The organism is Rhodococcus sp. WY5 (genome assembly GCF_018588185.1).
Lineage (GTDB): Bacteria > Actinomycetota > Actinomycetes > Mycobacteriales > Mycobacteriaceae > Rhodococcus_F > Rhodococcus_F qingshengii.
In genome coordinates this window covers 1,433,174-1,457,514 of sequence record NZ_JAAMPR010000001.1, presented here as the reverse complement: position 1 = coordinate 1,457,514, position 24,341 = coordinate 1,433,174, and the positions used below count along the sequence as shown (strand labels likewise).

The window sequence follows — 24,341 nt, the reverse complement described above, 5'->3', positions numbered from 1 at the left end:
CCCGGGTAGTGCCGCAGAATGGCTCTTCCGATCCCGCACGACCTACTACGGGATCGGAACAGTCAGCGGAAGTGAGGGCACGTGCCAATCCAGGGATACGAAGAAGAACTGCGTTCCGAGCGGAACTATGTGGAGGGGCTCTACGCACGCCTCGATGCGGAGCGCGCCCGAGTCAAGGGCAGGTACAGCACCGCTCTGCGCGGAAACGGCGAAGCACTCATGGAACGCGATGCAGAGGTGCGCGCGCTTGCCAAAGAGGTGAAGAGGCTGGACGTAGCCGACAACGGCCTGTGCTTCGGCCGGTTGGACTCGCTGACTGGTGAGACTTCGTACATCGGCCGAATCGGCCTTCTCGATGCGGACAACGACTACGAACCGGTGCTGCTCGATTGGCGGGCGCCGGCATCTCGCCCGTTCTACGTTGCCACCGCTGCAAACCCGGAGAACATGCGTCGACGCCGTCAGTTCCACACACGCAGTCGACACGTGGTCGATTTCACCGACGAGGTACTCGGGCGCCCTGACGGCGCAGAACACGACACCCACAGCGATTCCGCCTTGCTCGCTGCGGTTAACGCACCGCGAGATGAGGGCATGCGCGACATCGTGGCCACGATCCAGGCCGAGCAGGACGACATCGTCCGACTCGAACACCCCGGGGTGCTGGTGATCGAAGGTGGCCCCGGTACCGGGAAAACCGTCGTCGCCTTGCACCGCGTCGCCTACCTGCTCTACACGCAGCGAGAGCGAATGGAACGTCACGGCGTTCTCGTGGTCGGGCCGAACCCGGCGTTCCTGAACCACATCGGCCGCGTACTGCCCTCGCTGGGCGAGTCCGACGTGGTGTTCATGACCACCGGTGATCTCGTTCCGGGTTTACGCGTCACCGCCGAGGATGCTCCTGAGGCCGCTGGGCTCAAAGGCTCGCTGAAGATCCTGGACGTTCTCGGCGCAGCGATTGCCGATCATCAGCGATTGCCCGAGAACCCGTTGTTGATCGAATTGGCGGACGTCACAGTGCGAATCGACGCCGAAACGGCGGAGTGGGCCCGCGAAGAAGCTCGTTCGAGCGGACTCCCCCACAACGACGCTCGCACTGTGTTCACCGAAATCGTCACCTGGGCACTGACCGAGCGGGCGATAGCGCGGATCGGCAAGGGATGGTTGACACGCAGTGACCGTGAAGCCTGGGAACAAGTGCGCGCAGATCTGACCGCAGAGTTGGCGGAGAATGACGCGTTTGCCGCCGCACTCGACGCACTCTGGCCGATCTTGACACCGAAAGAGCTACTGACACAGCTTTTTACTTCGCCGGAACGCCTACGCAAGGCCGGCGCAGACGAGACACTGTTGCGCCGAGAGGGCGATGCCTGGACGGTGTCCGACGTTCCGCTTCTCGACGAATTGGTGGACATGCTCGGCCGGGACAAGCCCGTCGACCAGAGTGCCGAACGTGAACGCCGCGACGAGGCTGCGTATGCAGCGGGCGTGCTGGACATGATGATCAGTCGTGAAGACTTGATGGACGACGAGGATCATCTCCTCGCCCAGGACATGCTGTACGCCGAGGACCTGGCGGATCGTTTCGTCGAACGCGATACCCGGGAGCTCGCCGAACGCGCTGCTGCTGACCGAGACTGGACGTACAGGCATATCGTGGTCGACGAGGCACAAGAGCTGTCCGAGATGGACTGGCGAGTCCTGATGCGCCGCTGCCCGGACCGGTCTTTCACGGTGGTAGGTGATCTCGCGCAACGACGTTCGCCCGCAGGTGCTCGCTCGTGGGCGACGGTGATGGAGCCGTACGTCCCCGGCCGCTGGATCTACCGATCCCTGTCGGTGAACTATCGCACCCCCGCCGAGATCATGAGCGTCGCCGCCGCCTTGCTCGCCGAGTTCGCGCCGGACGTCCAGCCACCCGAGTCCGTCCGCGCCTGCGGGATCGCGCCGTGGTCCAGACAAATATCAGCCGACGAACTAGCCTCCGCCATCGACGAATTCAATCAGGACGAGGCCGGACGCGAGGGTACGAGCGTCGTCATCGGACCTGCGGGTGTGCCCGGCGCTGTGCCGGTTTCGGAAACGAAGGGTCTGGAATTCGATGCCGTGCTCGTCGTGGAACCGGAGCGAATCATCGCCGACGGCCCACGCGGTGCGTCTGAACTCTATGTCGCCCTCACCCGCGCAACCCAACGTCTCGGCGTCTTACACGAGGGGCCATTGCCGCACGCATTGACCGGGCTCGTCCGGGTCGGGACGGCCAGATCACCGCAATCGTTCGCGGCGAGCGATGGTGCTGTGTAGTCCTTCGGCAGCGGCGCGGACGTAAGGCACTTGGCTCTCGGGAACGAAGCGGCTGGTGGGACCGGTGACACTGATGGCCGCGACGGGTTTGTCATTGGTTCCGAATACCGGCGCCGCAACGCACGCGAGACCCGGCGCTGATTCCTCGCGCTCGAACGCAATACCGGTCTCGACCACTCGGTTCAGTTGGGTGTTGAGAATGCCGGGCGCAACAATTGTGTGCGGGGTTCGGCGCGTCATCGGTTCCGACAACACTTCGCGGCGAAATTCGTTGTCGGAGAATGCAAGGAGCGCCTTTCCGATTGCGGTGCAATACAGCGGTATCCGGCCGCCGGTCCGAGACGGGGAGTTGGCTTGTCGATGGCCGCCGATCTTCGCGACATAGACGACGTCGTGGCCGTCACGGACCCCCAGGTGGACTGTCTCGTGGGTCCGCTCGTACAGGTCCTGGAGGAACGGCATCGCCATCTCCAGAAGGCTCCGTTCGAGAGAGGCGAGCATGCCGAGTTCGAAGAGGCCGCCGCTGAGCCGGTAGCCACCGTCGATACGGTCGAGTAGCCGGTTCGCGACCAGTTCGTTGGCCAGGCGGTGCACCGTCGCCTTGTGCAGGCCCGTCCGCTGGACCAGGGTGGCCAGAGGCAACACGTGGTCGTCGGCCCGGAAGGCGCGCAGGATCGTCACCGCCTTGCCGAGTACGGTGTCGAGGTTTGCGCTGCCAGTCACCTCCCCAGCGTATCGCTGAGTGAGACAGTTCCCTGGCGCAATCTCGGTGCCGCGGCGAAAGTAGTGGCCATGAGCCAGCCCACGAATACCAGTACAGCTAGCGAGACCGACATCGCAGCTGCTGCGGACCGCCTCGCAGCCGCCATCGCGAGCGGCACTCCCTGCGCGCCCGTGCGCGATCTGATCGGCGCCGACGACCTCGTCGCCGCCTACGCCGTCCAGCGCCGCGTCGACGAAATCCGTCGGCAGGCGGGGGCCGTGGTCGTAGGCCGCAAGATCGGCCTGACCTCGGTGGCAGTCCAGCAGCAGCTCGGTGTCGACCAGCCCGACCTCGGCGTGCTGTACGCCGACATGGAGTTCCCCGCCGGCGGCGCCATCCCCATGAGCCGTTTGATCCAGCCCAAGGTCGAAGCGGAAGTTGCCTTCGTGCTCGGTGCCGACCTCGTGGACGGACCGCTGGACAGTGCGCAGGTGCGCGGTGCGATCGACTACGCCGTCGCCGCGATCGAGATCTGCGACAGCCGCATCGAGTCGTGGGACATCAAGTTCGGTGACACCGTCGCCGACAATGCGTCCTCGGGCGTGTACGTCCTGGGAACCGAACGACGCACCCTCGACGAGGTGGAACCCGCCGGCGTCGTCATGTCGATGTCCGTCGACGGCACCGAGGTGTCCACCGGCGTCGGAACCGCCTGCCTGGGCGATCCGATCGAAGCCGTCGTCTGGCTCGCCCGCACTGCACGTGAGTTGGGGCAGCCGCTGACCGCAGGGCAGGTGATCCTGTCCGGCGCTCTCGGCCCCATGGCACCGGTCACCGCAGGCAACGTAGTCACCGTGACCGTCTCCGGGCTCGGTTCCGTCACCACCAGTTTTTCCAGCGAAGAGGACAACGCATGAGCAAGGTCAAGGTCGCGATCATCGGATCGGGCAACATCGGCACCGATCTGATGATCAAGGTGCTGCGCAACTCCGACTACCTGGAGATGGGCGCGATGGTCGGTATCGACCCCGCGTCCGACGGCCTCGCTCGCGCCGCGCGTCTGAACGTGCCGATCACGGCAGAAGGCGTCGAAGGCCTTGTCGGTCTGCCGAACTTCGACGAGATCGAGATCGTCTTCGACGCCACCTCGGCAAAGGCTCACGTGGCCAACAACGCGCGGCTGGCTCCCCTCGGCAAGCGCATGATCGACCTGACGCCTGCCGCGATCGGACCGTACGTCGTACCGGCTGTCAACGCGGACGAGCACTTGGACGCACCCAACGTCAACATGGTGACGTGTGGCGGCCAGGCCACCATCCCGATGGTTGCCGCTGTTTCTCGGGTCGTCCCGGTGGCGTATGCGGAGATCGTCGCGTCCATCGCCTCCAAGTCGGCCGGTCCCGGAACGCGCGCCAACATCGACGAGTTCACCGAGACCACGTCCGAGGCGATCGTGGCAGTCGGCGGCGCTCGTCGCGGCAAGGCCATCATCATCCTCAACCCCGCTGAGCCGCCGCTCATCATGCGCGACACGGTCTTCTGCCTCGTCGACGCACCGGACCCGGCTGTTCACGACGAGATCCGTCAGTCGATCGAGAAGATGGTCGGCGACGTCTCCGCGTATGTCCCCGGCTATCGACTCAAGCAGGAAGTCCAGATCACCGAGATCCCGGCCGACCAGCCCGTCGAGACGTTGCTCGTCGACGGCAATCGCCCCACCCACCAGGTGTCGGTGTTCCTCGAGGTCGAGGGCGCGGCACACTACCTGCCTGCGTACGCCGGCAATCTCGACATCATGACGTCCGCCGGAATGCAGATCGCGGAGCGCATCGCCCAGCAGAAGGAAGCAACCAAGTGAGCAACCGCAAGATCTTCGTCCAGGACGTCACCCTTCGTGACGGCATGCACGCTGTCCGCCACCGCATTTCGCCCACCGACGTCAAGCGGATCGTCACAGCTCTAGACGCTGCCGGCGTCGACGCGATCGAAGTAGCACACGGTGACGGCCTCGCCGGCGGCTCGCTCAACTACGGCCCCGGCTCGAACACCGACTGGGAATGGATCGAAGCAGCGGCCGAGGTACTCGAGCACGCTCGTCTCACCACGCTGCTACTTCCGGGTGTCGGCACGATCAGTGAACTCAAGCATGCCTACGACCTCGGTGTGCGCTCGGTTCGCGTTGCCACGCACTGCACCGAGGCCGACGTCTCCGCGCAGCACATCGAAACCGCCCGCGAGATCGGCATGGACGTCTCGGGCTTCCTGATGATGAGCCACATGGCGCCTGCCGAGGAACTGGCCAAGCAGGCCAAGTTGATGGAATCGTATGGCGCGCACTGCGTCTACGTCACCGACTCGGGTGGACGTCTGGTGATGAACGAAGTCGCGGATCGTGTTCGTGCATACCGCGACATCCTCGACGAGGGCACCGAAATCGGTATCCACGCCCATGAGAATCTCTCGCTCTCGGTTGCCAATTCCGTTGTTGCAGTGCAGAACGGCGTCACCCGCGTCGATGCTTCGCTTGCCGGTCACGGCGCCGGTGCCGGCAACTGCCCCCTCGAGGCCTTCATCGCCGTCGCCAACATCGAGGAGTGGGAGCACGGCTGCGACCTGTTCGCCCTGCAGGATGCCGCCGACGACATCGTCCGACCGCTGCAGGACCGGCCGGTCCGCGTCGATCGCGAAACCCTCACTCTCGGCTACGCCGGCGTGTACTCGAGCTTCCTGCGCCACGCCGAAGCTGCGTCGGAGCGCTACGGAATCGACGTTCGCACACTGCTGCTCGAAGCTGGACGCCGCCGTCTGGTGGGTGGTCAGGAGGACATGATCGTCGACATCGCGCTCACCCTCGCAGCGCAGGCGACAAAGGAAGCAGTCTGACGCGCTGCCGAGTTCGCTGACACCCGAGTCCCGTCTCCGGACGAGGGCGGGACTCTGTCGCGTAAAGGCCGGTGGTGACCATATGGTCACCACCGGCCTGGGCTGAATGGCTTACTTGGCGATGAAGTCGAGAATGTCTGCGTCCAAAGCCTTCTGGTAGTCGCCGTAGATTCCGTGCGGCGCACCCTTGTAGATCTTCAATGTGCCGTCATTGACCAATTCGATTGCCTTGAGGGCGGCTGCGCCAATGGGAACGATCTGGTCGTCGTCACCCTGCGCAATGAAGACGGGAACGGTCAACGCCTTCAAGTCCTCGCTGAAGTCCGTCTCCGAGAACGCCTTGACACAGTCGTAGGCAGCTGCCAGATTGACCAGCATTCCCTGGCGCCAGAAATCGTCCTTCGCCCCCTGGGACACGTTCGACCCCTCGCGATTTGCGCCGAAGAACGGCTCGGCGATGTCGCGATAGAACTGCGAACGGTCGGTGAGAACTCCGGACCGGATGTCGTCGAACGCTTCGATCGGTGTGCCCTCCGGGTTGTTCTCCGACTTCACCATGATCGGCGGAACGGCGCCGGCGGTGATCACCTTGGCAACACGCCCTGCGCCGTGTTGCGCTGCGTACCGAACGACCTCGCCGCCTCCGGTCGAGTGACCGACGAGCGTCAGATCGTGGAGGTCGAGCGCTTCGACGAGTTCAGCCAGATCACGGGCATAGGTATCCATGTCGTTGCCCTGATAGGTCTTCGAGGACCGGCCGTGGCCGCGACGGTCGTGTGCGATGGCACGGTAACCGGCGTCGGCGAGCACCTTGAGTTCCAACTGCCAGGCGTCCGAGGAGAGGGGCCAACCGTGGCTGAGCAGCACAGGCCTCCCGGCGCCCTGTTCGGTGTAGTAGATCTCGGTTCCGTCGGAAGTGGTGATGTACGGCATGATGTCCTCCTGGGCGAAAGGTTCTCGTTGGGTAACAAGAACATTCGTCCACTTCAGGAGCGATGTCGTCGCTGCTGGCTTCCATTGTGGGGGAGCGCTACCCGGGGAACCCACTACCGGCTAACTGGTAGAGGGATCGATGCGAACGGTGATGGTGGTGCCACCACCGACCGGGCTCGAGATCGTCAGAGTTCCTCCAACCGCGGCAACGCGGTCCTGCAGCCCGATCAGACCCGAACCGCTTTCGGCGTCTGCTCCCCCCTTGCCATCGTCACTGATGGTGAGGTCCAGACGACCCTCTTGCGAGACGGCCGCGATCGTAACCACGGACGCGTCGGCATATTTCGCGGTGTTGGTGAGCGCTTCAGCGACAACGTAGTACGCCGCGACTTCCACAGAATCGGTTAGTCGAGTGACGATCTCGGCTGTGAGCGCGACCGGGATCGGACTGCGGCGAGCCAAAGTCTTCAGCGCCGGCGCGAGACCCCCGCGGGACAGGATCGCCGGGTGAATCCCTCGCGAGAGTTCACGAAGATCGGTATTGACTTGAGCCAGTGTCTCAACGGTGCGGGCCAAGCTGATTCGCAGCTCATCGAATCCGTCGGGAACTGCGGCCTGAGCGCCGCGTAACTCCATCCCGAGAGTGACGATCCGCTGTTGCGCCCCGTCGTGCAGGTCACGTTCGATGGTTCGGCGGGCTTTGTCGGCTGCAGCCACGACGCGCGCCCTGGACCGTGTGAGCTCGCGCCTGGTTTCACCGTTGTAGACCGCGGTTGCGAGCAGGTCTGCGAAGTCGGTCAACCGGTCCTCGACGTCACTCGCGAGAACACGTCCCGTACCGCCGATGATTACAGCTCCCCACGTCCGACCGTCGACGTTGATCGGTACCCCGATTCCCGTACGCAACCCGCGTCCGCGCAGCCTCCCCGCGATCGCCCCTGTCGCAGTGGTGAAGTCGATGGCAATCGGCGCACCCGAAGTCTCGACGATCGTGCAGACGTTGTATCCACCGACAGGGAAGCGTTCACCCGGGATCAATCGTTCTCCGGTTGTAGTATCGTCCCGCGCAGCGAGAATTGTGAAGTAGTCGTCGTCGTCGTAACGCACGACCGACACGTGTTCGATGTCCAGTCCGTCGGCCAACTCCGCGGCGACAGCATGATGGACATCGTCGGGTTCGGCTCTCGAGGCAACAAGTGTCGCTACGCGTCGCAGTGAAGCCTGCTGACGCGCCAACGCGAGAGTCTGTTCGAGAAGTACCCCGCGATCTCGCACAGCGGCAAGCAGGGCCTCGAGCGACGGTACGATTCGTTGAACGCGGCGAGCATCGGCCTGGGTCAACTCTGCCGGTACAAGTAGCGAACCCGCGACACAGGCTCCATCCCGTAGAACGATCCGCCTCTGCCCGCGCCCCACCGGGGCATCCGCGGGCCCTAACTTCGCATACGGCGCGGGCAGGTCGAGCACGGCGGACAATCGCACGCTCGCGTCGTCAAGCATCTCCACTACATTCGACGTCCGAAGCATCGTCCGAGCCAGCGCAGCCAACAGATCCGCCTCACGACGACGCTGATCCGATTCCATGGCGCGAAGACGTGACTGACCGACGAGAACGTTGGTCAGCAAGGCCAGGACGAGAAAAACCACCACTGCCGGTACAAGGCTTTCACGGCTTTCGACGACGTGGATGTAGGCGTACGCGGCAGTGCTGGCAACCGCCGTCGCAATTGACAGCCGAAATCCCCAGCCTGCCGAAACGACGAGGACACCGAAAAGAAAAACCGCGCCGAACGCATTCTCGGGTGCAATCCGCTTCAACATCAGAACGAGAAGAATCTCCACGACAATCAATCCCGTAGCCAGGGCGATGCCCCAACCGAGGGGAGGAGCGCTCGGACGCAGCACGGACGTGACGAGACGGCCGCGCAACGGAACTGACGAAGTCATCGGACGCCCGGGTTCCCCGAGAAATTACGGGTAGCGGTAATGCCGGGTGCGCCGACGTCTGACAGCCTTGACAGGGTGAAGTCTTCCGACCGGAGCTGCCTCATCGTCGACGACAGCGATGCATTCTGCACCGCTGCACGACGAGTGCTCGAGGCCGCGGGTATGACGGTTGTCGGAACCGCATCCAGCCTCGGCACGGCCATCACAGTGGCCGAAGCTACCCACCCCGACCTGGTCCTGGTGGACATCGACCTCGGTTTCGAAAGCGGATTCGACGTGGTGGAGATTCTCCACGCCGCCGGTTTGGCGCCGACGCCGGCCATCATCCTTGTGTCGACACACGACGAAGAAGACTTCGCCGATCTTGTCGAATCGAGTTCAGCCATCGGATTCCTCTCGAAGTTCGAACTGTCCGCAGACTCGATTGCGCGGATTCTTTCGCAAGGATGAGTGTGCCGATTCAAACGCAGACACCCGTCAGCTGACGGCATCGAGATACATGATGACTGCGCGCACGCGGCGATGGTCGTCGGCGGTACTCTCCAGATCGAGCTTGGTGAGGATGCTCCGCACGTGCTTTTCGACGGTGCCCTCGGTGATCCACAGCCGACGCCCTATCCCCACGTTCGACAGGCCTTCTGCCATCAGCGTCAGCACTTCTCGCTCGCGGACGCTAAGTGCCGCCAACGGGTCGTCACGTCGCCTGGCCGCCACCAATTCGTAGACCAGAGCGGGATCGATGACCGAGGCGCCGGCTGCGATCCTGTCGAGCGTCGCGACGAAATCGTCTACGTCGGTCACTCGACTCTTGAGGAGGTACCCGATCCCCTTCCCTCCGTCGAGAAGCTCCAACGCATGATCGACCTCGACATGTGCTGACAGTAAAAGCATTGCAACGGAGGGGAACTCTCTTCTTATACGCAGCGCTGCGTCGAGCCCTTCCGAAGTGTGTGACGGTGGCATCCGGATGTCGATGATGGCCAGTTGCGGATTTTGCCCGTCGACCAGTGTCAGCAGTTCGTCCGCATCCCCTGCCTGTCCGACGATTTCCAGGCCTGCCCGAGTGAGCAGGCTGGCCACCCCCTCCCGTAGGAGCACGTCGTCGTCGGCGATGACCACTCGCAGGGCCGTCACAAGACTCGGCTCGATACCTGTTGCACGAGGGCCGCCTTCCACTTGCAGTCCGCACTCGCAAGTGCGTGGCGGCCGGAGATGGGACCACCGCTTAAAAGATAACGGACATATGCCACCTTCACCGCTCTGATCTCGAGGAGCGAAACCGTCGTGCGCAGATTCCGCACTCAACGCTGCGAGTCTCCCCACATCAATACAAGCCAAACCCTATCGATTTCCGAAAATGCTTGCAGGCGAATGGTTATCCTTTGACACGAAGATGCACTGCGAGTCCCCCAGGTCTCGTCATCGCTCCACATTTCGGCCAAGACCCGATACCACCATGCTCGAAGCCACGAGTTCTATATTCTGAGTCCGTGGAAGCTACCGAATACCGTGACTCGCTGAGGTCCGTCCTCGACACCACATCGTCGGTAGTCGAAAGCCGGCTGGCGGCGATGCGCGCCGCGGCGACAGCACATGCCGAAGGCATTGTCATCGACGTCTCCGTGGACCAGGACGGCGAGGGCACTTTCGGCGTCTGGGCGCGATTCGACGATCCGGATGCGTTCAGTTTGAATCAGCAGATCGGCGACGAGCGGGAGCTTTTCAGCGTGATCTGGGGTGAGGAAGGCTGGGAGCCACCGGTTCCCACTCGTCCGCGAGAGTGGTCACGCACGGAACTCGAGAAAGTTATCGTCGGTGTCGTTGCCGAGTGGATCGGCGCGCTCGTTCCCCCGACTGCATCCGAACTGCACTGGGAAGTAACAACTCCCGACGGAGCGACCGACCCGATACCTGTGGGCCCCGATTTCGGTAGTGGACATTCGCCTCAATGAAGCGCGGAAGCTGTCGGCGAGACGGACGACTTCGAACCACTGTTGTGATCGATGTTGCGATGTCACCGACCGGTCGAACCGTCGATAAGTTCGCGGAGGATGTCAGCGTGCCCGGCATGGCGCCCGGTCTCTTCGCTGAAACGTCGCTTTCCAATCCGTCACGTTTTCGGCGAGAAACATCGATCGTTCGACAAAGGTCAAATGATTGACCAGCCCGAGCAAGGTTGTTCCCGACCGAACAATTGTGGTGCGCACCTGAGGTTCCGGAGCACCTTCAACCTCGGCAGCGATCGAATCACGCAGGTAGTCGAGAAACGCGCGCAGCGTATCGGTCTCGCTAATCCCTGTCCGGGGCGGTGGGACATCACGGCGGCTCCGACGCGACGTTGCCATGGTGGATCTCCTTCCTCGGTGAAGAACGACGAAGAGGCTTCATTCCTGGATAGGCAGTACCGATCCTTCCGAACTCACGCCGATCCCGCATCAAATTTTGCCGTTGCGGCAAAGGCCGGCTTAATTGCCGGTATCACCGCGCCGAATGCAGGTCGCGCACAAGTTGAGGCGTCCGCCACTTGCCGACCTCGAACGGCCACCGCCGCAGCGGATAAGCGAGACGGGCCACGAAGTAATTGACGTATTCGACGACGCCGAAAGCCCACACCACCATGATGGCCGCCGCAGTGACGAAATGATCTGGTAGCCAAATGAGCACGCCGAGGAGACCGACCGCCAAGACGACAATGTCGAGGACCCGAAACACACGGTAGAGCGCCGCGAGGCGGGCAGGCACCGGCGCCTGCTCGACCCAGCCTCGGGCAAGCAGCCAATAGACACCCGCTTGCACGAGAACCACGAGCATTGGGGCCAGCGCCGACCACAGCGCCGCGGAGTCTTTCGGACCTTCGAGCCGAGGCATCACGACGCTGACAGCCACGGCGGCAAACACTCCCGCGGCGGCCAGTTCGCCAAGACCGAGGCTCAGGTACCTGCGTCGCAAACTCATTCGCCGTTGATCCACCACGTGAGAGACCATATCCGTTGATCACCGCGCAGCGGGTGCGCAGCAGCTTCGAGGCTTTGCCTGAGATCGATCAGGCTCGCAGCCAAAGGAATACGGTTCACCTCGACTTGATTCGGGCGGATCATCCGGCACGTGTTGGCAGATCCGGCGGGAAACCTTTTCTGCCTAGGCAATCCACACTAGGGCTTGTCTGAAAACTAGTCCGAGATCGAGTCCACTGCTCATTCGGCAAAGCTTGAAAGTGCGTCACCCGCACAGCCGTACATGCATTCGTTCGCATACGGTCGGGTGTGTCCCAGCGGCAACCCAGACTGGAATGTCCGCTGTGTCAAATCTGCCGACAGGGGGGCTGGACGGGTGGGATCGCCTGACTTACTGGGTCTGACGGCCTCGCTGTCGTCGTCGACGCTTGTCCTCGCGTTCGTTGCCGGGATTCTTCCGCGAGTCGTCGGTGATGAACCGAATCCCGTTGTCGGCATACGCACGAAGGCGACGATCTCGAGCCCCGAGGCGTGGCAATTGGCCCATCGGATTGCGTGGCCCCTTCTACGCCGGACGGTGTGGACAGCCGTAGTGGGACTGTGCATGCAGGTCGCCATCGGTGTCGTGACAGGTTTCGGATCTGTGGTGTCGGCTGTCGCCTCAACAGTCGTGTTTCTAGCGGTGCTCCTTGTCCTGCTCTGTGCAGCGTTGAAGGGCAACGCTGCGGCAAAATCGTTGCGGCGCTGACCACCCGGGCCCGCATTTTTCAGAGGTGCCCTAGTTCTCCGATTTCAGTTCCCGATACGCGGTCGTTCGCGTCGGCGTGGTCCACGGTCCCGCATCGCGAGGATCGCCGCTGCCGTGGACGCGACCGTCTTGTCGTCGTCGCGTGTCAGCCGGGCGAGCGCTTCCCGGGCCGCCGCGCCGGGAATCTCAGCGAGTGCCTGCGTGATTCGCAACCTCGTCGGGGCGTCGTCAGTGCCGTCGAGCCTTGCCTGCACGGCATCGACGACCTCACCGCTTGTCGGTGAGTGCTCCGCGAGAAGACCGAGCACCTCTCCGGCCTCGACGTCGCGTCGCCCGTCGGCGACCATCTCGAGGAGAGCGGGCATCGAGACGGCCTCTCCGCGAGATCCGAGGGTGAGAGCGGCATCAGCGCGGACTATCGCGTCCGAATCATCGAGAGCTCGCTTCAGCGCCCGAGTTGCTTCCTCGGTGTGGATCCCGGAGATGGCCGACGTCGCGCGGCGTCGAACCTCGACGTCCTCCGATTCGAGGCCCTTCGTGAGACCTGCAAGGCCCGCACCTTCGGTCCTCGCCAACGCCCACTGCAACGCTCCGGCCACGTTGGCATCCTTCTCCGACAGGATGGCCTCGACGAGTGCGTCGACGGGCAACGCCGCATTCAGCTCCTGCGACAGGATCGCTTGCTGACGATGGGCAGCGAACTCGGATTCGAGTGCACGCAACAGTGAGACCATGCGTAGGACGTCGTCCCACTCCGAAGGGGCGCTGGCATCGACCCTTTCGAGTTTGGTCAGCAATTCCTCCTCCGCCGCGATCCGTTGCCGAGTGTGTTGCATAAGTTCACCCACCAAATCGGCCGGCGCGAAGTCGGGTTCGTCCAGTGCACGCTTGGCCTCGTTCAACGAGAGCCCCAACGTCCTCAAGCTCTCGACGTGGAAGAGTCGACGGATGTCGTCGGCGGAGTACTCCCGGTAACCGCCGGACGTGCGGCCCGTCGGCTTCACCAGTCCCAAGGTGTCGTAGTGACGCAGCATCCGTGTGCTGACACCACAACGCCGCGAGACCTCGCCGATCAACATCCGTCTCCCCTTCCTACGCGTCCGGGCCGATTGCCGCGACGCGCTTCGCCAACTCGTGAGAGAGTGCGAACCCACCGTCGGGGTCGTGCCAGAGTTGCTTTGTAGCATCAGCATGCGCCCGGACACGCGGATTCGGGCTCATACCGGCCGCGTCGAGCACCGGGAGTACAGCCTCGCCGAGCCCGGTCAAAGCACGGCTCAGACTGAGCTGCATCTGCAGTTCACCCCGCCCGAGTTCGGTCGCCAGATCCGCTGCGAGTGCACCCTCGACTCCTGCCGGCACGAGTGCCACTGCGGCGCGCCACGCACTGCGCGCGACCTCGTCGTCCTGGTCGTGCACCAGCGCAGAGACCTCGGGCCAAGCGGTCGGATCGCCGATCTTGGACAAGGTGTGGAGCGCCTGACTGCGGGCTTGCGAACCATCGGACCCGAGCTCACGGATCAGCTTCGGTACCGTGATTTCGGCCGGCAGGCGGCACAACGCCCAGGTCAGCATGTCGCGGACGAAGAAATCCGGCTCGACGGCACACCGATCGACCAGGGCAACCGTCAGCTCAGGGTCCGGGCGTGTGCCGGCGGCTAGCGCGGCGCGCAGCCTAACCGAGGGATCAGCCGCGGCCAATGCGTCGACGAGGTGAGCATTCTGCCCACCATGGTTGGTTGTGTTCACGACAACCACCTCCTTCGTCGACCATTGGAGTCCTTGTCACTGTGTCAAGGTCAAGCGTCGCTGTCTCCGACACGGGAAATATCGCCTCGGATCACACGCCGGTTGTCGATCCTGGCCGAAAGATCATCAGCACGACGACAACGACCCAGAGCAGATTGAAGATCCCCGTCGCTGTGCCCAGTCGACGGGTGAGCCGCGTTGCGACATCCACAACGGACCCGGTTCCTTCGATCGCCGCCATTGTCAGCCGTTGGGCGGGAAGCACGACCGCGGTGAGTATCACGGCGGCAACGACGGTGAGTGCGATCGAGGTGAGGATCCACAGGTCACCGAGCACTCCGAGATTGACGGCGGTGGCGACACCGAGCATCGGAACGACAACGCCGATCGTGGCATACACCCGAACGATGCGATGCAGCATGCCCGTCGTCGCAACACTGGCGCTGTCCGGATCGGCGAGCGCGGCGCGGCTCGCCACCGGGAACATACTCGCCGCCACCGCGACGGGGCCGATGGCAAGAATGGCCGCAATCACGTGGAGGGACAGCAGGATTCCGGTCATGGGATTTCTCGCGTTTCGGTACGCACAAGCGTATTCACGCAGCGTCCGGGGCGAAGGTGATTACAGGCTCGGCGCCATTGGCCGACCACACCGTTCCACGACGCTCGTAGTCGAAGAGCGCTTCGACCTCGAGACTTATCCGGGGCCCGAGGCATCGTTCCAACAGGTACAGGCCAAGGTCGAGACCGGATGTCACACCGCCGGCGGTGATCAGGTCACCGTCGTCGACGATTCGCGCCTGGATCGGAATAACGCCGCCGGCCGCCAATGCGTCCACGGCAAGATGGTGCGTCACGGCGCGGCGCCCTTCGAGAAGCCCCGCCATCGCCAGCGCCAAAGATCCTCCACAGACGGTCGCAACAAGAACACCAGGATCGTCAAGTGCACGCCGCATCATGACAGGCAGTTCGGTTTCCGTTGTGGCCGCGAGTCTTTCCGGCAAACTGGTGCCCGGCTGGTCCGCATCGGGTTCGAAGAGACCCGATGCTCCGGGAACGATAATCAGATCCGCGTGTTCGACATCGAGGGTTGCAGTGGCGGTCATAGCGAGTTCACCACTTCCACTCAGGACGGTCCGAGGCCCCTCCGCACTGACGAGTTCGACACTCAACGCCCCACCGCTGGCGAGACCCCCGGCGTAGAGCACCTCGTACGGACCCACGACATCCATGGGATCGAATCCGTCGAACAACACGATCTGCGCGTGCACTGCAACCTCCGATTTTGTGCGACGCGCTCCTGTGCGCGTCGCTGTTCCTACGACAGTAGGAGGAAGTTGACCCCTGCGGCGACGGCTGAAAGCCAACCTTCGACGGCTTTCAGCCAACCTCACATCTTCTGTGAAATACCAGTTGAGAGGATATTTCACGACACGAGATCACAGAATCTCGCGCCACATACGCTACGTTTCAGACATGCATGACGTTGCAGTTCTCGCGTTGCCCGGAGTGGTGCCGATGGACCTGGCAGCACCCCTCGAAGTCTTCGGACGATGCAGGCTTCCCTCAGGCGCACCGGCCTACCGGACCGCCGTGTGCGCGCTCACCGAGGAGGTGGAGACCGGAACGTTCACGATGCGCGTACCGCACGGACTGTCACGTCTCGCCCAAGCCAGCACGATCATCATCCCGGGCACCGCCGATCTCGATGTGCCGATCGACCCCGAGATCATCGAAGCCCTCAGAACTGCCGCGGATCGCGGCACGCGCATCGCCTCACTGTGCGTCGGCGCATTCACCCTCGCCGACACAGGCCTGCTCGACGGACTTCGCGCGACGACGCACTGGGCGGCTGCGTCGGAGTTGGCCCGCCGGCACCCGGCTATCGACGTCGACGCTGCCGTTCTCTACGTAGACAACGGGCACGTCCTGACTTCCGCCGGCGCCGCGGCCGCACTCGACCTGTGTCTGTACATGGTTCGTCAGGACTACGGGTCCGCGGTCGCCGCCGACACGGCGCGGCTGAGTGTGATGCCGCTCGAACGTGCCGGAGGGCAAGCACAATTCATCGTTCACGAGCCTCCCGTACCCAGCGGGACAACCCTCAGGCCGCTACTGAACTGGATGGAAGAGAACCTCGGGGAGCAACTCGACATCACGACAATCGCGGCCAAGGCAACGATGAGCACTCGCACGCTCAACCGCCGATTCCAGGAACAAATCGGTACGACGCCGTTGCAGTGGCTCCATCACGCGCGGCTCCGCCAAGCGCAATTTCTGCTCGAGACTACCGACCACTCGATCGAACGTGTTGCGGGACAAGTCGGATTCAATGCCGTCACGACATTCCGCGAACGCTTCCGAGACCTGGTCGGCACCAGTCCACAGCGATACCGGACGCAGTTTCGAACGTCGCGGTAGTCGACCTACTTCTCACTCTGTCTGCTCACCATCTCCGAGATCCAGATCGGCGCAAACGGCGAGGTACAGTTCGGCGGAGTCGGGTAATCCTCGAGCACTCGCAGACGCTCACCGATGTCGATTGCGCGGGCCCGAAACTCGGCATGTTCGATCCCGATCTGAGCCAGGCAGTGGTTCATCGCCCATTGCAGGCGATCAGGAGCATCTTTCATCTCCGCCTCGATGACGTCGAGCAACCCTGAAAGATCAAGGCCCTCGGGCTTCTTCGCGACACGTTCGGTGGTCAGGGCCCAGCCGGCGCTCGCAACCACGGGATCGGAGTCTGCGGTCCAGACCACCCGCAATTCCTCCGCGTGCGGGTTCTTCTTCACCACGTAGTTGACGAGCCAGTCCTGCACCTTGGGAGTACGGGCCTCACGCAACATGACGTCCAACTGGTCACGCTCGAACACCTTCGGGCGGCAGATCAGAAGGGCAAGCAGTCTCGCTGCGGTGTCGCCCGTTGCCCAAAGCTGTTGTGCGAGTTCCTGCTGAGTCTTCAATCGCTTCGCAACAGCGCGCAGCTTTGAAAGGTTCACACCGTGATCGTCACCGTGTTTCTCGTTCACCGCGCGCGCCTTCGGATCCTCGAGCGCAGCCAGCTCGTCCATCACCGCAGCAACCGTCGTTTCAGCCACGTCGTCCTCCAGTCACTATTTCTGCGATTCACCTACAAGCAAAGCACGAGAAGGCGAGCGACCCACGTTTGAAACTTCGACCACTGGGTACATGTCTGCTCCTGAGGTGGCGGCACGTCACCATGAAGACAGGACGAACCTTGCATATGCGACGCGCCGCGGGTGCTGAGAACGTGGACGAAACCGCACGCGGAGATGAAGGCGGCGGTAAGAACGTTCTCACTCGGGCCATAACCGGCCCACTCCTTTTCGTGTTCATCCTCGGAGACGTTCTGGGTGCCGGCATCTACGCATTGGTGGGCGTCATCGCCGGTGAAGTTGGTGGAGCCGTCTGGGTACCACTGCTCGTAGCGCTCGTCATGGCATTGCTGACAGCAACGTCGTATGCCGAACTGGTCACCAAATATCCGCGAGCGGGCGGCGCAGCCGTCTTCGCCCAACGGGCGTATCGGAAACCACTGATCTCGTTCCTTGTCGGCTTCTCGATGCTGGCGGCCGGCGTAACCAGTGCGGCGGGACTCGCCCTCGCATTCTCGGGCGACTATCTCAAAGCCTTCATCGACGTCCCAACCGTTCCAGCGGCGCTCGTCTTCCTGCTCCTGGTGGGACTTCTCAATGCCAGAGGCATCAAGGAGTCGATGCGCGCCAACGTCGTCATGACAGTCGTGGAGGTCACCGGGCTCGTCCTCGTTGTCGTCCTCGCTTGCATAGTTCTCGGGCGCGGCGACGGAACCCTGAGCCGAGTCGTGGAGTTCGACGACAGCCGATCGCCTGCACTCGCGGTGCTGGCTGCGGCACTCCTCGCGTACTACTCTTTCGTCGGCTTCGAAACGTCCGCGAACGTCGCCGAAGAAGTGAAGAACGTGAGCAAGGTCTACCCACGCGCACTGTTCGGAGCATTGCTGACAGCCGGCGCCGCCTATGTCCTTGTCGGCCTGGCTGTCTCGGTGGTCCTGCCCGCCGACGAACTTGCCGCATCCTCCGGGCCACTGCTGGAAGTTGTGTCAGCTGCCGATGTCGGTGTTCCGCCTCGCCTGTTCAGTCTGATCGCGTTGGTCGCCGTCGCCAACGGCGCACTGCTGACAATGATCATGGCGAGCAGGCTGACCTACGGGATGGCATCGGAAGGCTTGCTCCCGAGCGTCTTCGCTCGGGTACTGCCGCAGCGACGGACCCCCTGGGTGGCGATTATCGCGACCACCGCCGTCGCCATGGCTCTCTGCGTCACCGGATCGCTGTCAGCCCTGGCGGAGACGGTGGTACTCCTGCTGCTTTTCGTATTCATCAGCACCAACATCGCCGTCCTGGTTCTGCGCCGTGACGCAGTGCAACACAAACACTTCCGAACGCCGATCATCTTCCCGATCCTCGCTCTCGGTACGTGCGTTGCGTTGCTCACCCAGCAGAGCGCTGCGACGTGGTTACGCGCATCATTACTCTTGGCCGTCGGAGTAGTGCTGTACGCCCTCTCCCACCGCCGATCCACGAAGTGAGGTGCGATGTACAGGAGCCGGTGTGATGACCGACAGTTCTGACGCGTCAGATGTAATTCAGCGTCGAGAGCGAAAGATCAACAGGCGAACCCTGACGTACGGCGTGTCAGTCGTTCTGGCTACCGCGGTTTTGGTTATCGCGATCGTGTGGTTGGGCTCCCGGCGGGGCGAATGCTTCGGTACCGACACCTTGCTGTGCTCACAGAAGGATCGCCGACTGGCGGTCTTCGTCCCGAGCCTGATGTTGCTGCTCGGGACCGTGGGCGCGTTCTTGCGAGCCTCCCTGCGATTGCACCGCCTGCGGCGCCTCTACATCCGGCCGTACATGGCGTGGACCTTGGCGGGCCTCACCCTGACGTATCTGACCGGAGCTTACTTCTTGATCGGGGTCTAGATTCTCTGAATACGTCTGTTCAGCAACCAGATTGAGTCGACAGCCGCAAATCAGAATCGCGGATCGTCGATCGCAGTGAGGACTACTTCCCGCACTGACGTCGAAGACGACAAACTCGAGATCGAGCGCACCGTATCCACAACGTCATGTACCGGGACCAGAGATCCCTCTCCCCTGGCGGCAGCGACGTCTCGGGGCACGTCGAGTCCGTCTTCTGTATTGAGATATCCGAGATGAAGGACAGTCACTGCGAGTCTGTCCTTCCGATAGCCCTCTCTCAACGCGTCGGCAATGCCGTTGATCGCGAACTTCGATGCACCGAACGCAACCTCCGGCCTACCGCTTCGCGGGAGTCCCGAGGTGGACCCGGTCAAGATGATCCGAGGTCGAGGACGGCCGATCATTCTCGGGATCAGGCGCTTGAGCAGGAGAATTGTGGCCGTGATGTTGGCGTTGATCATTTCGAGCATTTCGACATCGGATTGATCTGTGAACGCATAATCGGAAGTGAAGGCATCCCCTTCCCAAATTCCGACGTTGCAGATCAGGGTATCTACACCACCGACAAGCTCCTGATCGATCGAATTCGCTGCCGTAACAGGATCGGTCAGGTCGGCTTCGATCCACTCGGAGACGTCGAACCCGTCAGGACGCCGACGCGATATGCCGAGAACTTCGTCGCCATCGCTCCTCAGACCCTCGATCAAAGCACGACCAAGACCTCGGCTCGCACCGACAACAACCGCCCTCGCCACAATTACACCCTTCGTCGTCGCTCGAACCGATCCTATCGATCCAGCCGTCGCCGGTAGTTTCGTCGAGAAGCGAGAGACTCAGATTCGCACCGTAGTGCAGCTGGACAACTACGGGCTCGCCAATATTTCAGCCAGGGCACTGGCGAACTCGCGTGCTTGGTCAGAGGTGATGGTGGAGGCGGTCACACGAAGTGCCCGGTGGCACTGACCCGGCGTCGCCGAGAACTGACTTCCGTCCCGCACGAGCCAGCCAGACTCGGCGAGTCGCTCGACAATCGGTTCGGAATCCCGATCCAGCGGAACCCAGACATTGAGTCCGTCGAAAGTGTCAGGAACCTCGATATCATGTTCTGACAGTGCAGATTTCAGAAGGGTTCGGCGGCGCTCGTAGACAGCGCGAGCATTGGCGAGGCCGTCGATCACCGTCGGATCACTCAGCAGTTCAGCACTCAAGCGCTGCTGCAGGTGACTGACCCAGTTGGCGCCCGACCGGAGATGAGTGCTCAGCCGAATGCCGGTGTCGAGGTCCGAGGCGACCACTGCCACGCGCAGGTCGGGCCCGAGAAATTTCGACACGGAACGAACAAGCGCCCACCGCGTCGTGCTCATCGGAGCGAGCCGACAGTACCGATCGCTGGACACGGCAGAGAAGTGATCGTCCTCGATTACCAGAACGTGAGGGAACTCGGCCAGGATGCTTCCGAGAATCGCCGCTCGGTCGGCGCTCATGCTGACCCCGGTGGGGTTGTGCGCACGAGGGGTGCAAATAATCGCGCGCACACCACTTTCGAGAGCACGCAGCAGCCCTTGCGGGGTAATACCCGAAGTGTCGATGTCCATCGGTACCGCTCGGAAGCTGTTGGCTTTGAGCGTTCCGATGCTCGCCAGGAAGCACGGATCCTCGATCGCGACGGCGTCACCTCGGGTCAAATGAGCGGTCAACAGTCGCTCGACCGCGTCAACGGCACCGTTGGTGATGGTGATCGAGCACGGCCTTGGAACCTCGTCCTCGATCGAGGAACGTGCCCAGGAATCGAGTAGAGGCTCGGTGGCTGCGGCGCCGTACAACCGGGGCGTGTAAGTGGTCCGGTCCAACGAGGCTCTGAGATCAGGCAGCAATGCCGGATCAGGATTTCCGCTGGCGAGATCCACGCTGCCAGGAAGAGCGATACCGCCTTCTCCTTCCAGGAACGGTATGGCTCGCACGAAGCTGCCGCGCCGGCCCTGTGTCTCCACAACTCCCGCCGCCACGAGCAAGCGATAGGCTCCGGCAACTGTGTTCCGGTGAACCTCGAGATCGTCGGCCAAGGCCCGTATGGGCGGCAACGCATCCCCTGGAGCCAGTACCCCAGCACTGATGAGATTGCGGATGCCCTCGGAAATCTCGCCCGCTGTCCCGCGGACGACATAGAGCCTCACCTGGTCCGCCACAGTGCTGGTCACAGGCTCACTCTATTAGCACATGACAAAACCTCCACGCTGTGACACATTGTCACATGACAAAAAATCTGTGAGGAGACACATGATTCTGCCCGGACAATTCCGCCTCTCCGACGACGCGGTCGCCGACTCTCTCCACGCCGGTGGATTCGGACACCTGGTCACACCGGGCCCCGAGACCCTCGAAGTCACGTCGATGCCACTGCTGTACAACGCCGAAGGAAACGTGTTGGAGGGGCATCTCGCCCGGACGAATCCGCATTGGCGATACACCGGGACATCGGAGTCTCTGGTGATCCTCCCCGGCGCCGACGCCTACGTGAGCCCCGAGTTCTACCCGAGCAAGAGCGTCCACGGGAAGGTCGTCCCGACGTGGAACTACGAAGTTCTCTACGTCTACGGCCAACTGGTTGCGCACGACGACGAGCAGTGGCTGCGTGCTCATGTCACCGCACTGACAGCTCGACATGAATCCGGCCGTGAGAACGAATGGAAGGTCACCGACGCGCCGCCGCAGTTCGTCGATGCGCAGCTGCGAGGGATTGTGGGGATCGAACTGCACGTGGCCCGTGTCTACGGAAAAGCGAAGTTGAACCAAAACCGTTCCCCCGCTGATCGCTCCGGCGTCATCCGGGGTCTGGAGAAGGGCTCATTCTCCGAACGAGAGACCGCCGCAGCGATGGTCGCCGCCGGCCTCGACAACGGTTGACCGTTACGCCGTCGTCGTACGCCTTGTCTAGTCGCACATTCAGGTGAGCGGTTTTCCACCCGTCACGCCGATGACTTCCCCAGTGGTGTAACTGGATTCGCCAGAGGCGAGAAATACATAGGCGGGAGCAAGCTCGGCCGGCTGACCTGCCCGCCCGAGCGGAACGTCGTCCCCGAACGTCTCGAACTTCTCCTTGGGCATCGTCGCCGGAATCAGTGGCGTCCAAATCGGTCCAGGTGCAACGGCATTGACCCTGATTCCCTTCCGTGCGACATCGGCGGCCAGCCCCTTGGTGAAGTCGATGATGCCCGCCTTTGTCGTGGCGTAATCGAGCAGCTCGGGCGACGGGGACGCACCTTGGATGGACGAGGTATTCACGATCGTCGATCCGGGCTCCATCTGCGCGATCGCTGCTTTGGAGAGCCAAAATAGTGCGTAGAGGTTGGTTTTCATCACACGGTCGAATTGTTCGGTGGTGATATCGGTGATGCCGCCCATCTGCACCATCTGAAACGCGGCGTTGTTCACCAAGATGTCGAGTCCGCCGAGTTCACGCACCGCGGTTTCGACCAAAGCAGAACAGTGTTCCTCGCTTCGGAGATCTCCCGGCACCGAGACGGCTTTGCGACCTGCCTCCTCGACCCAGCGAGCGGTTTCCCGAGCGTCCTGTTCTTCCTCGTCGAGATAACTCAGGACAACGTCCGCGCCTTCTCTGGCAAATGCAATCGCGACCGCACGTCCGATGCCCGAATCTGCTCCGGTGACAATCGCACGCCTTCCTTCGAGTCGACCGCTTCCTCGATAGGTGTTTTCACCGTGGTCGGGAGGAGAAATCATGTCTGCGGTGAGACCGGGGTGTGCGATCTCCGCCTGCCGCTCACGCACAGGAGCGGGGAACCGCGTGGTCGGGTCCTGCATTGCGTACTGGTCCGGCATATCGATACTCCTCGGGTGACGCAGTTTCTCGTGGGCTTCTGGATGGATGCACTGCACATGCCTCCTTCCCACCGAATAGAAATCGAAACCTCGGGGTGGCCGGGATCTCACTCGTCCTGGCGCCGACGATCTCGGTGCGTCGACCCCACTTGTTCGTTGTGGTTACTACGCGGTAGGTCGGGGTAGCCCGCGTAGCGGCGGTGGCTCCGCGACCCGCGGAGCACTCGTCGAGCAGAAGCTGAACATCACGTAAAGCACGCACCGACGAAGGGACGACCCCGATATGAGCAACTCCGAAACCACGTCCGCCTTGATCACCCAGTTACGCATCCTCCTCGGTCTGACGCACACCGAGATCCAGGTCGCCGAAACGCGCGTCGCACAGGCCAGAACCGAGGCTGTTCGACGCGAATTGACGGAAAACGCAGAGAACGGCCGTGAAAGGGCGAGTTCCATAGAGTCCACTGTTCGCGATCTGGGGGGCGTGCCGGAACTGGTCGGTCCGTTCATCGGACGCGCGACAGCCGGAGTGAAAGCGATGGTCGAACAGGCTCAGCCCTTCGACGAAGCGGTATTGGGAGACCTTGCGCTCGAACACCAACTCCTCGACCGCTCCCGCTACCTCAAGGCCCTGGCCACTGCCGGCGGCGATCAGACCGTCGCGGCGTTGGCCGACCGCCTCATCACTGCACACTCCGCGACCGTGGACTGGCTCACGACTGTCTTGGCCGAAGAGGCACTCGGTGGACCGGCAGCTTTGCGCCGCACACCGATGCAAGCTGCCACCGGCGCGGCGATACGGCTGGTCAACGTTCCGGTCTCCTGGTCCACCCGCAGCCTCGACCGTGCCATCGACGCTGTTCGCACCTCACCGCCGGTACTGGGTGAGCTGATCAGCTGGGGCGCATATGCCGGTGACGTGACTGTGAAAACACTCTCGGCCAGTAGGGATGCGGCGATTGCCACTGCAGAAAAGGTCACTCGCCGAGAAGGTGCTGACGGTGCCGCCGACGTCTTCCGTTCGGTACGGAAGTCGAGTGGGCTACTCGACCCCACTGAACTTCCCATCGAAGACTTCGACGAACTCAACGTCACCCAAGCCGTCTCCGCCGTGAAGGAACTGACCGACGCCGCACAGGTGCGGGACATCGTTGCGTACGAGGAAGCGCACAAGAACCGCCACGGCGTCGTATCCGCTGCCCAGGCAAGACTCGCAGCGATCGCCCAGGAAGTCGTCGGAATCAACTAGAGCGTTCAATCGACATATCGAGAGTCCGACTCTCGGAACCGCGAGC

Annotated in this window: 26 protein-coding genes and 1 pseudogene; 12 read left to right on the top strand and 15 right to left on the bottom strand. The window is 62.7% G+C overall.

Features of this window, described 5'->3' with window-relative positions:
• Positions 1 to 87 precede the first annotated feature (87 nt).
• A complete protein-coding gene (helR, locus tag G4D79_RS06640) occupies positions 88 to 2,304 on the top strand; it encodes an RNA polymerase recycling motor ATPase HelR (RefSeq protein WP_374223442.1) in 2,217 nt (738 codons plus the stop codon).
• Here the strand turns inward: helR and G4D79_RS06635 are convergent.
• Positions 2,266 to 3,027 carry an IclR family transcriptional regulator gene (locus G4D79_RS06635; RefSeq protein WP_099697231.1) on the bottom strand — a complete coding sequence of 254 codons (762 nt, stop codon included), beginning with the start codon at positions 3,025 to 3,027 and terminating at the stop codon, positions 2,266 to 2,268. The two genes, helR and G4D79_RS06635, sit on opposite strands and share 39 nt — an antisense overlap.
• 69 nt (positions 3,028 to 3,096) lie before the next feature.
• On the opposite strand from G4D79_RS06635, the gene G4D79_RS06630 reads away from it, so the two are divergent.
• Genes G4D79_RS06630 through dmpG form a run of 3 tightly spaced genes read left to right on the top strand, consistent with a single transcriptional unit; the run spans position 3,097 to position 5,890 of the window.
• Positions 3,097 to 3,924, top strand: a complete 828-nt coding sequence (locus tag G4D79_RS06630) for a 2-keto-4-pentenoate hydratase (protein WP_007735684.1) — start codon at positions 3,097 to 3,099, stop codon at positions 3,922 to 3,924.
• Positions 3,921 to 4,865, top strand: a complete 945-nt coding sequence (locus G4D79_RS06625; RefSeq protein WP_003943168.1) for an acetaldehyde dehydrogenase (acetylating) — start codon at positions 3,921 to 3,923, stop codon at positions 4,863 to 4,865. The genes G4D79_RS06630 and G4D79_RS06625 overlap by 4 nt, the downstream gene beginning before the upstream one ends.
• Positions 4,862 to 5,890 (top strand): 4-hydroxy-2-oxovalerate aldolase, encoded by a 1,029-nt coding sequence (gene dmpG, locus G4D79_RS06620; protein WP_099697232.1) that lies wholly within the window; start codon positions 4,862 to 4,864, stop codon positions 5,888 to 5,890. Before G4D79_RS06625 ends, dmpG begins: the two co-directional genes overlap by 4 nt.
• A 111-nt stretch (positions 5,891 to 6,001) precedes the next feature.
• On the opposite strand, the gene G4D79_RS06615 is transcribed toward dmpG, so the two are convergent.
• Both G4D79_RS06615 and G4D79_RS06610 read right to left on the bottom strand, forming a co-directional pair.
• The gene (locus G4D79_RS06615) at positions 6,002 to 6,823 is read right to left on the bottom strand and encodes an alpha/beta fold hydrolase (RefSeq protein WP_030537432.1); all 822 of its coding nucleotides are present in this window, start codon (positions 6,821 to 6,823) and stop codon (positions 6,002 to 6,004) included.
• 120 nt (positions 6,824 to 6,943) lie between these two features.
• Positions 6,944 to 8,770, bottom strand: coding sequence for an ATP-binding protein (locus G4D79_RS06610; protein WP_030537433.1), 1,827 nt, complete (start codon positions 8,768 to 8,770; stop codon positions 6,944 to 6,946).
• A 75-nt stretch (positions 8,771 to 8,845) separates the two neighbouring features.
• Here G4D79_RS06610 and G4D79_RS06605 point away from each other — a divergent pair, with 75 nt between their 5' ends.
• Entirely contained in the window at positions 8,846 to 9,220 is a 375-nt protein-coding gene (locus G4D79_RS06605; protein WP_030537434.1) for a response regulator transcription factor, read from the top strand.
• A gap of 27 nt (positions 9,221 to 9,247) precedes the next feature.
• Here the strand turns inward: G4D79_RS06605 and G4D79_RS06600 are convergent, their stop codons facing one another.
• The gene (locus tag G4D79_RS06600) at positions 9,248 to 9,904 is read right to left on the bottom strand and encodes a response regulator transcription factor (protein WP_030537435.1); all 657 of its coding nucleotides are present in this window, start codon (positions 9,902 to 9,904) and stop codon (positions 9,248 to 9,250) included.
• Between the two features lie 356 nt (positions 9,905 to 10,260).
• On the opposite strand from G4D79_RS06600, the gene G4D79_RS06595 reads away from it, so the two are divergent.
• Entirely contained in the window at positions 10,261 to 10,722 is a 462-nt protein-coding gene (locus G4D79_RS06595) for a DUF6389 family protein (RefSeq protein ID WP_054188324.1), read from the top strand.
• Positions 10,723 to 10,784: 62 nt separating this feature from the next.
• On the opposite strand, the gene G4D79_RS35395 is transcribed toward G4D79_RS06595, so the two are convergent.
• The 3 genes and pseudogenes from G4D79_RS35395 to G4D79_RS06585 all read right to left on the bottom strand — a co-directional run bounded on the left by G4D79_RS35395 (position 10,785) and on the right by G4D79_RS06585 (position 11,725).
• Positions 10,785 to 10,877, bottom strand: a complete 93-nt coding sequence (locus G4D79_RS35395) for a DUF664 domain-containing protein (protein WP_370852753.1) — start codon at positions 10,875 to 10,877, stop codon at positions 10,785 to 10,787.
• A 79-nt stretch (positions 10,878 to 10,956) separates the two neighbouring features.
• A pseudogene (locus G4D79_RS35390) lies at positions 10,957 to 11,115 on the bottom strand (mini-circle protein); the annotation flags it as partial.
• A gap of 133 nt (positions 11,116 to 11,248) precedes the next feature.
• Positions 11,249 to 11,725: a hypothetical protein gene (locus tag G4D79_RS06585; protein ID WP_099697233.1), complete on the bottom strand. Its 477-nt coding sequence runs from the start codon at positions 11,723 to 11,725 to the stop codon at positions 11,249 to 11,251.
• Positions 11,726 to 12,100: 375 nt separating this feature from the next.
• On the opposite strand from G4D79_RS06585, the gene G4D79_RS06580 reads away from it, so the two are divergent.
• On the top strand, positions 12,101 to 12,472 hold the full coding sequence (locus G4D79_RS06580; RefSeq protein ID WP_047272349.1) for an SdpI family protein: 372 nt from the start codon (positions 12,101 to 12,103) through the stop codon (positions 12,470 to 12,472).
• Between the two features lie 44 nt (positions 12,473 to 12,516).
• Here G4D79_RS06580 and G4D79_RS06575 read toward each other — a convergent pair whose 3' ends face one another.
• From G4D79_RS06575 to G4D79_RS06560, 4 genes are all read right to left on the bottom strand, one after another.
• Positions 12,517 to 13,551, bottom strand: coding sequence for a HEAT repeat domain-containing protein (locus G4D79_RS06575; RefSeq protein WP_063315452.1), 1,035 nt, complete (start codon positions 13,549 to 13,551; stop codon positions 12,517 to 12,519).
• A gap of 13 nt (positions 13,552 to 13,564) precedes the next feature.
• The gene (locus G4D79_RS06570) at positions 13,565 to 14,230 is read right to left on the bottom strand and encodes a HEAT repeat domain-containing protein (RefSeq protein ID WP_180279561.1); all 666 of its coding nucleotides are present in this window, start codon (positions 14,228 to 14,230) and stop codon (positions 13,565 to 13,567) included.
• 82 nt (positions 14,231 to 14,312) lie between these two features.
• Positions 14,313 to 14,783 (bottom strand): DUF2269 family protein, encoded by a 471-nt coding sequence (locus tag G4D79_RS06565; RefSeq protein ID WP_003943264.1) that lies wholly within the window; start codon positions 14,781 to 14,783, stop codon positions 14,313 to 14,315.
• Positions 14,784 to 14,817: 34 nt separating this feature from the next.
• Positions 14,818 to 15,492 carry a DJ-1/PfpI family protein gene (locus G4D79_RS06560; RefSeq protein ID WP_081558639.1) on the bottom strand — a complete coding sequence of 225 codons (675 nt, stop codon included), beginning with the start codon at positions 15,490 to 15,492 and terminating at the stop codon, positions 14,818 to 14,820.
• A gap of 205 nt (positions 15,493 to 15,697) precedes the next feature.
• Between G4D79_RS06560 and G4D79_RS06555 the strand changes: the two genes are divergently transcribed.
• Positions 15,698 to 16,642 (top strand): GlxA family transcriptional regulator, encoded by a 945-nt coding sequence (locus G4D79_RS06555; RefSeq protein ID WP_003942841.1) that lies wholly within the window; start codon positions 15,698 to 15,700, stop codon positions 16,640 to 16,642.
• A 5-nt stretch (positions 16,643 to 16,647) separates the two neighbouring features.
• Here the strand turns inward: G4D79_RS06555 and G4D79_RS06550 are convergent, their stop codons facing one another.
• Positions 16,648 to 17,319 (bottom strand): DNA alkylation repair protein, encoded by a 672-nt coding sequence (locus G4D79_RS06550; protein ID WP_099697235.1) that lies wholly within the window; start codon positions 17,317 to 17,319, stop codon positions 16,648 to 16,650.
• A 122-nt stretch (positions 17,320 to 17,441) separates the two neighbouring features.
• On the opposite strand from G4D79_RS06550, the gene G4D79_RS06545 reads away from it, so the two are divergent.
• Together G4D79_RS06545 and G4D79_RS06540 are read left to right on the top strand one after the other, a co-directional pair.
• Positions 17,442 to 18,812 (top strand): APC family permease, encoded by a 1,371-nt coding sequence (locus G4D79_RS06545; RefSeq protein WP_235867766.1) that lies wholly within the window; start codon positions 17,442 to 17,444, stop codon positions 18,810 to 18,812.
• Between the two features lie 25 nt (positions 18,813 to 18,837).
• Positions 18,838 to 19,206 carry a hypothetical protein gene (locus tag G4D79_RS06540; protein ID WP_042448254.1) on the top strand — a complete coding sequence of 123 codons (369 nt, stop codon included), beginning with the start codon at positions 18,838 to 18,840 and terminating at the stop codon, positions 19,204 to 19,206.
• 50 nt (positions 19,207 to 19,256) lie between these two features.
• Here G4D79_RS06540 and G4D79_RS06535 read toward each other — a convergent pair whose 3' ends face one another.
• On the bottom strand, positions 19,257 to 19,961 hold the full coding sequence (locus G4D79_RS06535) for an SDR family oxidoreductase (RefSeq protein WP_042448150.1): 705 nt from the start codon (positions 19,959 to 19,961) through the stop codon (positions 19,257 to 19,259).
• A 108-nt stretch (positions 19,962 to 20,069) separates the two neighbouring features.
• Positions 20,070 to 21,404 (bottom strand): aminotransferase class I/II-fold pyridoxal phosphate-dependent enzyme, encoded by a 1,335-nt coding sequence (locus tag G4D79_RS06530; protein ID WP_235867767.1) that lies wholly within the window; start codon positions 21,402 to 21,404, stop codon positions 20,070 to 20,072.
• Between the two features lie 79 nt (positions 21,405 to 21,483).
• On the opposite strand from G4D79_RS06530, the gene G4D79_RS06525 reads away from it, so the two are divergent.
• The gene (locus tag G4D79_RS06525; protein WP_030537447.1) at positions 21,484 to 22,110 is read left to right on the top strand and encodes an FMN-binding negative transcriptional regulator; all 627 of its coding nucleotides are present in this window, start codon (positions 21,484 to 21,486) and stop codon (positions 22,108 to 22,110) included.
• A 39-nt stretch (positions 22,111 to 22,149) separates the two neighbouring features.
• Here G4D79_RS06525 and G4D79_RS06520 read toward each other — a convergent pair whose 3' ends face one another.
• The gene (locus G4D79_RS06520; RefSeq protein ID WP_050654950.1) at positions 22,150 to 23,046 is read right to left on the bottom strand and encodes an SDR family oxidoreductase; all 897 of its coding nucleotides are present in this window, start codon (positions 23,044 to 23,046) and stop codon (positions 22,150 to 22,152) included.
• A 283-nt stretch (positions 23,047 to 23,329) separates the two neighbouring features.
• Here G4D79_RS06520 and G4D79_RS06515 point away from each other — a divergent pair, with 283 nt between their 5' ends.
• Complete coding sequence (locus G4D79_RS06515; protein WP_054188329.1) at positions 23,330 to 24,295, top strand: hypothetical protein; 966 nt, start codon at positions 23,330 to 23,332, stop codon at positions 24,293 to 24,295.
• Positions 24,296 to 24,341: the final 46 nt, after the last annotated feature.